The organism is Streptomyces sp. NPDC048441 (assembly GCF_043200235.1).
In the GTDB taxonomy this organism is placed as follows: domain Bacteria; phylum Actinomycetota; class Actinomycetes; order Streptomycetales; family Streptomycetaceae; genus Streptomyces.
Map to the genome: position 1 here is coordinate 39,145 of NZ_JBICXM010000011.1, position 13,740 is coordinate 52,884.

General features: G+C 69.7%; 14 protein-coding genes. 7 read left to right on the forward strand and 7 right to left on the reverse strand.

Annotated elements, in window-relative coordinates:
- Nucleotides 1-57 precede the first annotated feature (57 nt).
- The gene (gene mshD, locus ACGFSB_RS25675; RefSeq protein ID WP_393403642.1) at nt 58-981 is read right to left on the reverse strand and encodes a mycothiol synthase; all 924 of its coding nucleotides are present in this window, start codon (nt 979-981) and stop codon (nt 58-60) included.
- A gap of 228 nt (nt 982-1,209) precedes the next feature.
- On the opposite strand from mshD, the gene ACGFSB_RS25680 reads away from it, so the two are divergent.
- Together ACGFSB_RS25680 and ACGFSB_RS25685 are read left to right on the forward strand one after the other, a co-directional pair.
- A complete protein-coding gene (locus ACGFSB_RS25680) occupies nt 1,210-3,048 on the forward strand; it encodes a bifunctional metallophosphatase/5'-nucleotidase (RefSeq protein ID WP_393403644.1) in 1,839 nt (612 codons plus the stop codon).
- Between the two features lie 97 nt (nt 3,049-3,145).
- Nucleotides 3,146-4,459 (forward strand): DUF2993 domain-containing protein, encoded by a 1,314-nt coding sequence (locus tag ACGFSB_RS25685; RefSeq protein ID WP_393403646.1) that lies wholly within the window; start codon nt 3,146-3,148, stop codon nt 4,457-4,459.
- 12 nt (nt 4,460-4,471) lie between these two features.
- Here ACGFSB_RS25685 and ACGFSB_RS25690 read toward each other — a convergent pair whose 3' ends face one another.
- From ACGFSB_RS25690 to ACGFSB_RS25715, 6 genes are all read right to left on the reverse strand, one after another.
- Nucleotides 4,472-5,887, reverse strand: a complete 1,416-nt coding sequence (locus tag ACGFSB_RS25690; RefSeq protein ID WP_393403648.1) for an ATP-binding protein — start codon at nt 5,885-5,887, stop codon at nt 4,472-4,474.
- A complete protein-coding gene (locus ACGFSB_RS25695; RefSeq protein WP_393403650.1) occupies nt 5,884-6,621 on the reverse strand; it encodes a response regulator transcription factor in 738 nt (245 codons plus the stop codon). The genes ACGFSB_RS25690 and ACGFSB_RS25695 overlap by 4 nt, the downstream gene beginning before the upstream one ends.
- 44 nt (nt 6,622-6,665) lie before the next feature.
- Complete coding sequence (locus tag ACGFSB_RS25700) at nt 6,666-6,872, reverse strand: hypothetical protein (RefSeq protein WP_393403652.1); 207 nt, start codon at nt 6,870-6,872, stop codon at nt 6,666-6,668.
- A 27-nt stretch (nt 6,873-6,899) separates the two neighbouring features.
- Nucleotides 6,900-7,946, reverse strand: a complete 1,047-nt coding sequence (locus tag ACGFSB_RS25705; RefSeq protein WP_393403654.1) for a S1C family serine protease — start codon at nt 7,944-7,946, stop codon at nt 6,900-6,902.
- Nucleotides 7,947-8,047: 101 nt separating this feature from the next.
- Nucleotides 8,048-9,070 (reverse strand): LacI family DNA-binding transcriptional regulator, encoded by a 1,023-nt coding sequence (locus ACGFSB_RS25710; RefSeq protein ID WP_393403656.1) that lies wholly within the window; start codon nt 9,068-9,070, stop codon nt 8,048-8,050.
- A gap of 23 nt (nt 9,071-9,093) precedes the next feature.
- A complete protein-coding gene (locus tag ACGFSB_RS25715; RefSeq protein WP_393403659.1) occupies nt 9,094-9,918 on the reverse strand; it encodes a response regulator transcription factor in 825 nt (274 codons plus the stop codon).
- Between the two features lie 249 nt (nt 9,919-10,167).
- On the opposite strand from ACGFSB_RS25715, the gene ACGFSB_RS25720 reads away from it, so the two are divergent.
- From ACGFSB_RS25720 to ACGFSB_RS25740, 5 genes are all read left to right on the forward strand, one after another.
- A complete protein-coding gene (locus ACGFSB_RS25720) occupies nt 10,168-11,094 on the forward strand; it encodes an alpha/beta hydrolase (protein ID WP_393403661.1) in 927 nt (308 codons plus the stop codon).
- Nucleotides 11,088-11,342 (forward strand): MoaD/ThiS family protein, encoded by a 255-nt coding sequence (locus ACGFSB_RS25725; protein WP_393403664.1) that lies wholly within the window; start codon nt 11,088-11,090, stop codon nt 11,340-11,342. Before ACGFSB_RS25720 ends, ACGFSB_RS25725 begins: the two co-directional genes overlap by 7 nt.
- An 8-nt stretch (nt 11,343-11,350) precedes the next feature.
- On the forward strand, nt 11,351-12,511 hold the full coding sequence (locus ACGFSB_RS25730; RefSeq protein ID WP_393403666.1) for a hypothetical protein: 1,161 nt from the start codon (nt 11,351-11,353) through the stop codon (nt 12,509-12,511).
- Nucleotides 12,512-12,650: 139 nt separating this feature from the next.
- Nucleotides 12,651-13,406 (forward strand): DUF2993 domain-containing protein, encoded by a 756-nt coding sequence (locus tag ACGFSB_RS25735; protein ID WP_393403668.1) that lies wholly within the window; start codon nt 12,651-12,653, stop codon nt 13,404-13,406.
- Nucleotides 13,407-13,616: 210 nt separating this feature from the next.
- Nucleotides 13,617-13,697, forward strand: a complete 81-nt coding sequence (locus ACGFSB_RS25740) for a putative leader peptide (protein ID WP_350893136.1) — start codon at nt 13,617-13,619, stop codon at nt 13,695-13,697.
- Nucleotides 13,698-13,740 lie beyond the last annotated feature (43 nt).

Genomic DNA, 13,740 nt, shown 5'->3' on the forward strand with positions numbered 1-13,740 from the left:
GCGCCCTTCCTCCGTTCCGCTACATCCGTCCTCTACGTCATCCGTCCCCTACGACGCTCAGGACTCCGTCCGGTACATCAGATCCGTCTCGTGCGTGACGAACCCGAGCCGCTCGTAGACGCTCACCGCGGCCTTGTTGTCCGCGTCCACGTACAGCATCGCCGTCGGCAGGCCGGCCGCCGCGAGGTGGTTCAGGCCGATCGTGGTCAGCGCCTTGCCGAGGCCGCCGCCCTGCGCGCCCGACCGCACCCCGAGGACGTACACCTCGCCGAGGCCCTCGTCCGCGTGCACCTTGGTCCAGTGGAAGCCGACCAGCTTGCCGTCCTTCTCGGCGAGGAAGAAGCCCGCCGGGTCGAACCACGGCTCGGCCTCGCGGTCGTCCAGGTCGCGCTGGGTGAGCGAGCCCTGCTCGGGGTGGTGGGCGAAGGCGTCGGCGTTCACCGTGAGCCAGGCCGCGTCGTCCTGGCCGGGGACGAAGGTGCGTACGGAGACACCTTCGGGGAGGACAGGCTCCGGCAGATCCAGGTCCGCCAACGGGCGCCGCATCTGCCGCAGTTCACGGAAGAGGGTGAGCCCGAGGACCTGCGCCAGATGCCGCGCCGCCGAGTGCCCGCCGTGCGCCCAGATGCGCAGCCGCCTGCCGGACTCGCCGAGCAGCGCGGTGCCGAGCGCACGGCCGTGCCCCTTGCCGCGGTGCGCGGGGTGCACGACGAGTTCAGCGGCGGGCGCCTCGATGGGGTCGGTGTCCTCCAGCTGCGCGTACCCGCAGAGCTCGCCGTCGGCGCTGAGCAGCAGATGCCGCACCCCCGTCCGCGCACCTCCCCGCAGCTGCAGCCGCCCCTGCTCGGACACGGCCTGCTGGCCGTCCGCACGGGCCGCTTCCGCGATGAGCCCGAGCACGGCTTCGGCCTGGTCGGGGGTGAGGGCGGCGAAGGTGTCGATCTGCCGCGAGGGGGCGGGAGGCTGCTGCTCGTCAGTCATGGTGTCGAGGGTACGGCGGCGGCCGGTCGTGGAGCAGGCCGCGGGATGTACTCGTGATCGTCCCGGCGGCCGGTCACCCTTGCCCGAAGTGTCCGTGAAAGTGGCTGTGACACCCCGACGGCAACCAGGCCGTAACCCCTAACCCCCTGTCGCGCTACGCGCGTTGACCCTAGGCTGCGCACCGAGTGTCACAGCCTCAGCCGCCTCATACCTCTCCCAGGGGGACACGTGTCAGCCACTCCTCAGCCACGTCGGCCAAGACGCCGCGCCACCCGTGTGCTCGCCGCCGCGGCCGGTCTCGCCACGCTCGGTGCGATGGCCGCCGCGCTGCCCGCCAGCGCCGGGCAGGATCATGCGGGTGCGGCGGGCGCTGCGGGCAAGAAGCGCACCGTCGACGTGCAGCTGCTGTCCTTCAACGACTTCCACGGGAATCTGCAGCCGCCCGCGGGCTCGTCGGGCCAGGTGACGGAGAAGCAGCCGGACGGGACCGAGAAGAAGATCGACGCGGGCGGTGCCGAGTACCTCGCCACGTCTCTCCGTACGGCCCGCAAGGGCAAGCCCTACAGCGTGACGGCGGCGGCCGGTGACCTCATAGGTGCGAGCCCGCTCCTGTCCGGGCTCTTCCACGACGAGCCGACCGTCGAGGCGATGAACAAGCTCGACCTCGACGTCACGAGTGTCGGCAACCACGAGTTCGACGAAGGGGCCAGGGAGCTGGCCCGTATGCAGAAGGGCGGCTGTCACCCCAAGGACGGCTGCTTCGAGAAGGGCAAGAAGTTCAAGGGGGCCGACTACCCCTACCTCGCGGCCAACGTGACCGACGAGAAGTCGGACAAGCCCATCCTCAAGCCGTACTGGGTGTGGAAGCACAAGGGCGTCAAGGTCGGTTTCATAGGGGTGACGCTTGAGGGCACGCCGGACATCGTCTCCGCCGACGGCGTCAAGGGCCTCAAGTTCCACGACGAGATCGAGACGGTCAACAAGTACGCCAAGGAGCTCGACAAGCAGGGCGTGAAGTCGATCGTCACGCTGATCCACGAGGGCGGCGCCCCCGCGTCGGGTGCCTACAACTACGACTGCGACTCCCCGGGCGCCGGCGACGGCATCTCGGGCCCCATCACCACCATCGCCAAGGGCATCACACCCAAGGTCGACGCCCTGGTCACCGGGCACACGCACGCGGCGTACGTCTGCACCATCCCGGACCCGGCAGGCAAGCCCCGCATGGTCACGTCCGCCTCGTCCTTCGGGAAGCTCTACACGGACACGACACTCACGTACGACCGCAAGACCAAGGACATCGTCCGTACGTCAGTGAAATCGGGGAAGCCGGCGAAATCGGCGAATCACGTCGTCAGCCGGGAGCAGGCCAAGGCACCCGACATGACCTCGCTCATCAAGCGCTGGGACAAGCTGGCCGCCCCGGTCGCCAACAAGCCCGTCGGCTTCATCTCCGCCGACATCCCGGGCCGCGGCGCCACCACCCCCGAGGCGCCGCTCGGCGACCTGATCGCGGACGCGCAGCTCGCGCACGGCAAGTCGCTCGACCCGGAGACGGATCTGGCGCTGATGAACCCGGGTGGTATCCGCTCCGATCTTGTCTCCAAGGCGAGCGGGAACGAGGGTGACGGCGTAGTGACGTACGGCGAGGGCTTCACCGTGCAGCCGTTCAGCAACACGGTCAATCTCGTCGATCTGACCGGCGCCCAGCTGATCACCGGGCTCAAGCAGCAGGTCAGCGGGTCGAACGAGGCATCTCCGAAGATTCTTCAGATCTCGGACGGCCTGACGTACACGCTCGACATGACGAAGTCGGGCGCCGACCGTGTTGTGGCAGACTCGATCAAGCTGGGCGGCAAAGCGATAGATCCAGCCACTACCTACCGTGTGGCGATGAACTCCTTCCTGGCGGGCGGCGGCGATGGCTTCGCCGAGCTCGGCAAGGGTGCGAAGCCGCTGGTCGGCAGCGACGACCTGAAGGCGTTCAACGACTATCTGACCGCCAACTCCTCGGCGGACAAGCCGATCGCGCCGCCCAAGGCGGACAGGATCACCATCGTGAAGTGAATGACGCGTTAACAGACGCGCTCACTAAGTGGCCGAAATCGGTGGTTACTGGGCGTAAGGCTTGGGGTGGGGTGTGAACGTATGGTGAAATCAGCTGATGCGTTCCCCCCACCGCATAGCCACGCTTCCGCCCGATCACAACCAGGCCTATCCGTCTGATGGTTGGCACGCCGAATCGGTTCCCCCAGAAGCGCCTCACGCGCCTCACGCACCTCACGAGGCAGTAGAGACCACCGCCCCGCTCAACCCGTACGACGAGCTCGGCGCCCTCGCTCCGAACCCGCTGGAGGAATTCCTCCACGAAGCGGACGATGACGACGAAGACGGCAAGTCCGACGGACCCTGGCAGCCTCCGAACCACCGCCGCGGCAGCCGCCGCCGCAACCGGTTCGCCGGGCTCCCGCTCGCCGCGAAGGCCGTCGTCGCGCTCCTCGTCGCCACCGCCTTCCTCGGGCTCGGTGACCGCTGGGCCCTGCTCTACGCCGAGCACGAGGCCGCGCAGAAGCTCAAGGACTCGATGCACCTGAGCGCCACGCCCGAGGTCGACATCGAGGGCTTCCCCTTCCTGACCCAGGTCTTCGACCAGCGCGTCGACAAGGTCAAGGTCACCGTCCCCGACGTCGCGGCCGACCGGATCTCGCTCGCCCAGGTCTCCGCCACCGGCACGGACGTGATGATCAAGGGCGACGGGCCCACCGACATCAAGGGCGCCCTCATCCGCGAGATGCACGGCGAGGTGCTGCTCTCCTTCGACGACCTGAACCGCGAACTGGGCGCCTCCCAGGTCACGTTCACCGGCCACGGCCGCGACCAGGTGCTCGCCCGAGGCACCCTGCCCGTCGCGGGCCACGACCTGAAGCTGCGCGCCGACGCCCGCATCGAGCGCAACGGCGACCGCGGCATCTCCACCGACATCGGCAGGATGAGCCTCCAGATCGGCGACCTGGCGACCTACCGCCCCGGCACCCGCGAGTCCGAGGGCCTGCACCTCAGCAAGGCCACCGCGGACCACCTCACCAAGGAGACGGCCAAGGCGAAGGCGCTGCTCTCCGTCCCGTCGATCGTCAAGCGGCTCGGCGTCCCGGACTCCGTCGTCAGCGGCGCCTTGCAGAGCGACGCCAAGCTGAACGAGCTCGTCGGCTCCCCGCGCTTCGTGAACGACGTGATGGGCCTCAACCTCATCGACGTCGCGATGGGCCACCCCGAGCTCCTCAAGAAGCTGGGCCTGGACCCGGCGCTCCTGAAGGGCCTCTCCCAGCTGACCCGGCCCGTGCTCGCCGACCGCCTCACCCTCGCCTTCCAGCTGCCGAAGCTGCCGGGCAAGGGGAACGTGTGGCTTCAGGACGTGAGCGTGCAGAAGGACGGGATCCGGGTGCGGCTGAGCGGGACGGGGCTCGGCATCGGCAAGTAGGGGGCAGGGGGTCTACGTAGTGGGGGGCGGGGTCGGGGCGCCCGGCAGGAGGACCGTCGCCACCGTCCCGCCGCCCTCGGCGGGCCGGAGCGTGATCTGGCCGCCCGACTGCTCCATGGTGCGGGCCACGATGGACAGGCCGAGGCCCGATCCGGGGAGACTGCGGGCCGACGGGGAACGCCAGAAGCGGTCGAAGACGTGCGGGAGCTCGTCGGTGGGGATGCCGGGGCCGTGATCGCGGACGGTCAGTGCACCGTCCTTCAGAACGACCTCGACGGCGGAGCCCGGGGGCCCGAACTTCACCGCGTTGTCCAGAATGTTCACAATGGCCCGCTCCAGCGCCGCGGGCTCCGTGCGTACGTACCAAGGGGCGAGGTCCGCGGCGAACGTCAGCTCGGGCCCGCGGAGCCGCGTCCGCTCCAGGGCCGTCCCCACGACCTCGTGCAGGGCGATGACCTGCACCTTGCCGCCGAGCCCCGTGTCCGTACGCGACAGCTCCTGCAAGTCTCCGATCAGCGCCGCGAGTTCGGTCATCTGCGCGGTGACGGAGGCGAGCAGCGCCTTGCGGTCGTCGGGCGGGATGGCCCGGCCCGTCTCCTCGCTGCGGGCGAGCAGCTCGATGTTCGTACGGAGCGAGGTGAGGGGGGTGCGCAGCTCGTGCCCCGCGTCGGCGATGAGCTGCTGTTGCAGGTCGCGGGACGAGGCGAGGGAGGCGGTCATCGAGTTGAAGGACCGCGAGAGACGGGCGATCTCGTCGTCGCCCTCGGCGGGGATCCGCAGGTCCAGATCCTCCGTGCGGGCCACATGCTCCACCGCCGCCGTGAGCTCGTCCACCGGGCGGAGTCCCGTACGGGCCACCCAGAGGCCGGCCGCTCCTGCGCCGAGGACGCCGATTCCGGCGACCAGGACGAGTACGAGGACCAGGTTGTCCAGGGTGTCGTCGACCTCACTGAGGGGGCGGGCCACGGAGACCGCGAGGGGCTGCCCGTCCAGGGGGTAGGTGAGGACGCGGTACTTGGCGCCGTTCGACGCCGTGGCGGTGTGGATCTCCTGGGGCGATTTGTGGTCGGCGACCTCGATGTCGTTGGGGGAGACCTCGATGGACTGCTTGCCGGAGATGACGCAGCTGTTGCCCTTGCGGTCGACGACCTGGACCGTCGACTTGAACGGGTTCGGATCGTTCGCCTGGTTGCTGATGACGGACGCGTGGCGGCACTGTCCGTTCTCGTCGATCAGGCTGAGTACGAGCTGATCCGGTACGCGGCTCGAACTCAGCGCGTCGTCCAGCGAGTTGATCAGCGCGGTCCGCACCACGAACCAGCACACGACCGCCGCAGCGGCCACGGCGAACGCCACCGCCGTGGCCACCAGCATCGCCAGACGCGAGCGGAGCGGCATCGCGCGGTACCGCCGGATCAGCCTCTTCACTCGCCGCCTCCGGAGGAACCCGGCCGCAGCACGTACCCCACACCTCGCACCGTATGAACGAGGCGGGGCTCGCCCCCTGCCTCCGTCTTGCGGCGCAGGTACATCACGTACACATCAAGGGAGTTGGACGAGGGCTCGAAGTCGAAGCCCCAGACCGCCTTCAGGATCTGCTCCCGGGTAAGGACCTGCCGGGGGTGCGCGAGGAACATCTCGAGGAGGGTGAATTCGGTGCGGGTCAGCTCCACGGTCCGCGCCCCCCGCGTCACCTCGCGCGTCGCGAGGTCCATGCTCAGGTCGGCGAAGGCGAGGGTGTCGCCTTCTTCGGCCTGCCCCGCACCGGCGGCGTACGAACTGCGCCGAAGGAGCGCCCGGATGCGGGCGAAGAGTTCGTCGAGCTCGAACGGCTTGACCAGGTAGTCGTCGGCGCCCGCGTCGAGTCCGGTGACGCGGTCACCGACGGTGTCGCGTGCGGTGAGCATCAGGATGGGCGTGAGAGAGCCGGTCGAACGGAGCCTGCGCGCGGCGGTGAGGCCGTCCATGCGGGGCATCTGGATGTCGAGTACGACGAGGTCGGGGCGGTAGGCCGCCGCCTTCTCCAGGGCATCGGCGCCGTCGACGGCGACCTCCGTGCCGTACCCCTCGAAGGCGAGGCTGCGCTGTAGCGCCTCCCGCACGGCGGGCTCGTCGTCGACGATCAGGATGCGCGGCTGCTGTTCGCCTTCGGCGGGGCTCATCGGCTTGGTCTTCCTCGGGTACGGGGTGGTGGACGGGGCCGCTATCAGCCTCGCACGCGCGCGCGGGGCTTGCGGTGCGCGGCGGGGCGGACAGCGGCCGTGGCCACTTCGGGGGCGCGGACCGCGGCGGCGCCGTGCAGGTCCCTGGCCACAGCGAGGGGGAGGCCGAGTCCCGCAGGGTCGGTGCCCCAGCCGATGGTGGCGGCGATGGCGTGCCGGGCGCGGTTGACGGTGATCAGGGTTCCGGACATGGGGGCCTCCAGAGGGAGCGTCTGACGTCAGTCGGTGGAGCCGGACCGCAGTGTGTCGAGGTCGGCCTTGACCGTGTTGACCGGGATGGAGAAGCCGAGGCCGACGCTGCCGGAGCCGCTTCCGTTTCCGCCGCTTCCGCCGCTGCCGCTCCCCGATGAACTGGGCGCGTACATCGCCGAGTTGATGCCGATGATGTTGCCGTTCATGTCTATGAGGGCGCCACCGGAGTTGCCGGGGTTGAGCGAGGCGTCGGTCTGCATGGCCTTGTACGTGGTCTTCGACGATCCCGTGTCGCCGTTGAACTGCTCGCCGCCGTACTCGAAGGGCCAGTTGCCGCCGCCCTGCTGCTCCTGACCCTGACCCTGGTCCTCGTCCGTGGAGACGGTGACGTCCCGGTCGAGGGCGGAGATGATGCCGCTCGTGACGGTGCCGGTCAGGCCCTCGGGGGAGCCGATCGCCACGACATCGTCACCGATCTTGACGTTGTCGGAGTCACCGAGGCTGGCGGCCTTCAGCCCGGAGGCACCCTCGACCTTGATGAGCGCCAGGTCCTTCTTGCTGTCGGTGCCGACGACCTTGGCGTCGTACGACTTGCCGTCGCTCGTCTTCACCTTGACCGACGAAGCTCCGGAGATCACGTGGTTGTTGGTGATGATCTCGCCGTCGTCCGTGATGATCACGCCGGATCCGGTGGCGGAGCCGGCGCTGGACTTGGCGCTGATCTCGACGATGCTGGGGCTGACTGCTTCGGCGACGCCGGAGACGGTGCCCTTCTGGCTGGTCGGCACCACGTTCGTGTTGATGGCGCTGCTGGACGAGCCGTCCTTGCCGGTCAGCTCCTGGAAGGCGTAGGCGGTACCTCCGCCGACTGCCGCTGCCGCGATGGCGACGGCGGCGAGCAGGGCCAGGGGGCCCTTCGCTCGGCGCCGGTGCTTCTGCGGCTCCTCCGGTGCGTGAGCGGGCGGGGGCGGGTACGGTCCGCCGCCCTGCGTACCGCCATGGTGCACAGGCGCAGATGCTGACGACTGGTGCTGCTGGGGGTACTCGCCGCTGTGGCGGAAGGTGTCGGTCATGGGTTCTAGGCTGCTGGGCGTTCATGAGAGAGGGCTGAGGACGCCCTGAGAATGCCGGTAGAACCTCGTATGCCCCATATAAAGCCGCCCGGGGCGGTATCTCAGTTACAGCCGCAGGACTGCCGGACCACAAGGCGGGACGGGAACACCTTCAAGCGCTCCCGGCGCGACCCGGCGACACGAAGCCCGTCGTCCAGGACCAGGTCGACCGCCGCACGCGCCATCGCAGGCCGATCCGACGCCACAGTCGTAAGCGGCGGATCCGTGAGCCCCGCCTCCTTGACGTCATCGAACCCGGCGACAGCCAACTGCCCCGGCACATCGATGCGAAGCTCCCGCGCGGCCCGGAGGATGCCGATCGCCTGGTCGTCGGTCGAGCAGAAGACGGCCGTCGGCCGGTCCGGGCGGGCCAGCAGCTCCAGGCCCATCTGATACGCGTCGTACCGGTTGTACGGTGCCTCGAAGAGCCGCCCCTCGACCGAACGCCCCGCCTCCCGCATGGCCCGCCGCCACCCCTCGACGTGGTCGGAGACGGGGTCACCCACCGTCGGGGTCTCGGCGGTGCCGCCGACGCACGCCACGTACTCGTGCCCGTGCTCAAGAAGGTGCCGGGTGGCCAGCTGCGCGCCGCCCAGGTCGTCCGTGACGACGGCGACGTCGTCGATGCCCTCGGGCCGCTCATGAAGGAGCACGACCCGCGCGTCCCACGCGTCGATCTCGGCGGCGGCCGAATCCGTCAGGGCGTGGCTGACGAGGATGAGCCCGGAGACCCTCATGCCGAGGAAGGCCCGCAGGTAGTGGGTCTCGCGCTCGGCCACGTAGTCCGTGTTGCCGACGAGCACCATTTTTCCGCGCTCGGACGCCGCCTGCTCCACGGCATGTGTCATCTCCCCGAAGAACGGCTGCCGCGCGTCCGGCACGATCATGCCTATGAGGTCGGTCCGCCGCGACGCCATCGCCTGGGCGACCCGGTCGGGCCGATACCCCAGCTCCTTGATCGCGGCGAGTACACGCTCGCGCGTGGCCGGGGCAACCGGCCGGGGTCCGTTGTTGATCACGTAGCTGACGACGGCGGTGGAAGTACCCGCAAGTCGCGCCACGTCATCCCGAGTCACCTTGGCCACGCGCGGAGTCTACGCGGATGGAACTACCGCTGGGCAGGCCGTACGTCAGCTTCCTTCGGCACGGATGCGGAGCGGGCCGCGGGTGGAGCCGCGGGCGCCTTCGGGAGCTCCCGGTGCTCACCCTCGGCCGGCGGCCTCGCCGCCTTCGCCTTCGCTTCGTCCGCGGCACGCTCGACCTTCTCCGGCGTCACGAAGCGATAGCCGACATTCCGGACGGTGCCGATGAGCGACTCGTGCTCGACGCCGAGCTTCGCGCGAAGACGCCGTACGTGCACGTCGACCGTCCGCGTGCCGCCGAAGTAGTCGTAGCCCCAGACCTCCTGGAGCAGCTGGGCCCGCGTGAAGACACGGCCGGGGTGCTGGGCCAGGTACTTGATCAGCTCGAACTCCTTGAAGGTCAGGTCCAGGACCCGGCCCTTGAGCTTCGCGCTGTACGTCGCCTCGTCGATGGAGAGATCGCCGTTGCGGATCTCCATCGGGGAGTCGTCGGCGGTGATCGACTGGCGGCCCATCGCGAGCCGCAGCCGTGCCTCGACCTCGGCAGGACCTGCCGTGTCGAGGAGTACGTCGTCGATGCCCCAGTCGGCGGTGACGGCCGCGAGGCCGCCCTCCGTGACGACGAGGACCAGCGGACAGCCGGGTCCCGTGGAGCGGAGGAGCTGGCAGAGGCTGCGGACCTGCGGGAGGTCACGCCTGCCGTCGATCAGGATGACGTCGGCACCAGGGGTGTCGACGAGGGCCGGGCCTTCGGCGGGGGCCACCCGCACGTTGTGCAGCAGCAGGCCGAGAGCGGGAAGCACCTCCGTCGACGGCTGAAGGGCATTGGTAAGGAGCAGCAGAGAACTCATCGCCGCCCACCTGCCACGGTCGTCTTACGGTTGTGCACGGTTCGCTCGCCCATAACGTCGGTTCCTCCTCGGTCCCTGCGAGGACGTTTACGGCACTGCTTCGTACTGATTACTGCGGTACTGCGGCGGGGAGCCCGCGCCCTGGGCTCTCCACGTGCGATTTCCCGGCTTCGTATACAAGCCCGCAGAAAGCACGAAAGGACCCGGGGGCTTCGCTGCCCGGATCCTCTGCCAAGGAGAATAGCCCACATGACTTCCGGTCCGGCAGGTCGAGCGGCGGGATCTTCTGTGCCGCCGATCACTCGCGCTCCCTCCCGCGTTCAACAGCACGCAACGCTCCGTACACGGGACGGGGTCGACATCGACGCAGCGTACGACCCTGGTCCCGACCCGGCGGGGGAGCTCGCGATCGTGCTCGCGCACGGCTTCACCGGGGGCCTCGACCGGCCGCACGTGCGCCGCGCGGCGGGCGTCTTCACGCAGCGTGCGGCCGTGATCACGTTCTCCTTCCGGGGGCACGGCGCGTCCGGCGGGCTCTCCACGGTCGGCGACCGCGAGGTGCTCGATCTGGCGGCTGCGGTGGAGTGGGCGCGGTCCATCGGCCATACGCGGGTGGTGACCGTGGGCTTCTCGATGGGCGGTTCCGTGGTGCTCCGGCACGCGGCGCTCGCCGGTTCCGCGCACGGGGGGCGCACGGAAGCGCGGGTCGACGCGGTGGTCGCTGTGAGCGCTCCGGCCCGTTGGTTCTACCAGGGGACAGCCCCTATGCGGCGGCTGCACTGGGTGGTGACGCGGCCCATGGGGCGGATGGTCGGCCGCCTTGGCCTGCGTACGCGAATTCACCCGCACGAGTGGGACCCCGTCCCCCTGTCGCCGGTGGAATCGGTCCCGCTGATCGCGCCCACGCCCCTGCTGATCGTGCACGGGGACCGGGATCCGTACTTCCCGGTGGACCACCCCCGGATGCTGGCCGCCGCGGCGGGCGGGGCGGAGCTGTGGCTGGAGGCGGGGATGGGGCACGCGGAGAACGCGGCGGGCGACGCGCTGCTCGGTCGGATCGCCGAGTGGGCCACGGCATCATGGACGTCGGCAACCGCCGAAGGAACGGCAACCGCCGAAGGAACGGCAACCGCCGAGGGATCGGCAACCGTCGAAGGAGAGGAGCTGCCATGGTGAACGGCACCATTCGTTACTGGGCCGCGGCCAAAGCAGCCGCAGGCATCGCGGAGGAGCCGTACGCCGCGGCGACGCTCGCCGAAGCGTTGGACGCGGCACGCGAGCGACACCCCGGTGAGCTGGTCCGTGTACTGCGGCGATGCTCGTTCCTCATCGACGGAGACCCCGTGGGTACCCGTGGGCATGAGACGGTACGGCTGGCCGAGGGCGGCACGGTCGAGGTGCTCCCGCCGTTCGCAGGAGGGTGAGCAGCGCTATGAGCGATCCGCGGTACGAGGGGTACGGCGAGTACGGGGATCATGACCCGTACCGCCAGGAATATCCGCCAGAGCAGTACCCCCAGCATCAGCAGCAACAGCAGCAGCCGTACGCCCAGGACGCGTACACCCAGCAGTGGGAGGGACAGACCTGGGACACCCAGGTCCAGCCGTCACCGGTGGTGGACGTGACGGACACGGCGTATCTGCCCCCGCAGGCCTATGGGCAGCCGATGCCTCCGGAGTCCGCACAGTCCGCACCCTCGTACGACGCGCCGCCTGTCCACACGGAGCCCGGCAGCGTCGGTACCCACGCCCGCCTGCCCATGGGCACGGCCGCCGAACCCGAGGTCGCGGACGACCCCGCCACCTACGGCCCCGCCACCACCACGGGCAACCCCCGTGTCACCGACGCCCAGCGGGCCCGTGCCGAGGGGCGGTCGCCGGTCATAGAGCCGGGGATCCAGCCCGCCGCGCTGACCGCCGTCCTCGGGCTGCTGCTCGCAGGGACGGCCGCCATCGGGCAGTACGCACTCCTCGTACCGCTGATCCTGCTCCAGGCCGTCACCGCCGCCGGATGGTTCCGGCTCAACGGGATGTGGCCCGCCCGGCAGGGCATCGCGCTCGCCTTCATGGGCGGTGTCGTCGCCGACATCGCGCTGCTCGCCACCGGCAAGGAGAACGCGCCGGCGGCCATCCTCGGCACCCTGGGCGTATGGGTGCTGCTCGTGCTCGTCCTGCAACTGCGCAGCCGGGCCTCCGCCGACGAGCGGATGGCCGGGCTCATGGCGACCGTCGCCTCCGCCGCGCTCGCGATCATCGCGACCGGGCATCTCGCGGCTTCGGACGATGCCGTGACGGTGGGCGGCATCGCCGTCGCCGTCGCCGTGATCGCCCGCGCACTGCCGCTGCCGACGCCCGCCTCCGTGGTCGTCGCGCTGCTGGCCGCCACCGGGGCCGGTATCGCCATCGGCGGTACGACGGACTTCGGCAGCAAGGGCGCGCTGCTCGGCCTCGGGGCCGGTGTCTGCGCGCTGATCGGCCACCGGGTCGCGAGCTACGACTATCCGTCCCGCTTCGTGCACATGACGGCGGGTGTCGCTCTGCCGCTCGCCGCCGCCGCTCCCGCCGTCTACCTCCTCGGCCGTGCCATCGGCTGACCGACGGAGATTCATCGTCACAGCTGATCGTCACAGCTGATCGACAGGTCCCCGGCCGGGCTCTTCCGCCGGGGACCTGTCCTTTAGGCTCGCGGCAACGACATTCCAGGCGGGGGAACAAGGTGGGGGAACACCGGACATGAGCAAGCGCGCCGTACGAACACTTCTGATCGTCGTCGTGATCCTGGGGGGCCTTTTCGTGGGTGCCGACCGCCTGGCGGTGGGCTTCGCGGAGGACGAGGCGGCAAAGAAGCTGCGTACCAGCGAGGGGCTCGGTGAGACGCCCGACGTCTCCATAAAGGGCTTTCCCTTCCTGACCCAGGTCGTGGGCGGCACGCTCGACGACGTCGAGATCGGCATCAAGGACTACGACGCCACCTCCGGCTCCGACAAGATCCGCATAGCGGACCTGAACGCCCAGATGAAGGGCGTCGACTTCTCCGGCGACTACAGCTCCGCGACGGCGGCCGAGGCCACCGGCACGGCCCGGATCTCGTACGACGAGCTGCTCAAGGAGGCGCAGGGCGGCCCGGCGGTCGAGCTGCCGCTCGGCGCGACCGGCAAGGTGGTCGGCCTCTCCGACGGCGGCGACGGCAAGATCAAGGTCGAGGTCGAGGTGAGCAAGGGCGGCACGAAGCTGCCGAAGCCGGTGAACGTGCTGAGCTCGGCCCGGGTCGAGGGCGACACGATCAAGGTGCACGCCGATGAGATCCCGAAGAGTCTCCAGGTCATGGGCATCTCGATCCCGCTCCCCGAGGGTCTGGTCCGTGATGTGACCGACTTCGAGGAGAAGGTCAGCGGACTGCCGGGCGGCATCAAGATCGACACGGTGAAGGCGGCGCAGGACGGCGTGGACATCGCGGTGAAGGGCACGAACGTGGAGCTCGCGGGCTGAGGCCGCCGAGCGTTTCCCAGAGCGTTTCGCGGAACATTCCGCAGTACGAGACGAAGCCGTCCGCGCGGTGGATGCGGCGGGGGTGAATATGCCCCTCCGCCCCCGTGCGGGCGGCTTCATTCTTCAATCAATCCCGCATCGTGGACGATCGCGTCTCATAATCCGACACGCCGGTGACACGGCCGCCCCTACGTCCTTACGATCGGACACATGCACCGACAGGCGGACCTCACGAAGCGGCGGGCAGTAGACCTGTGCCGCGTCGCCGCCATGCTCTGTCGCACCTTCTGAGCGGGAGCTCCAACTCCCGCATCCCCCAGGCCCGTTGACCCCG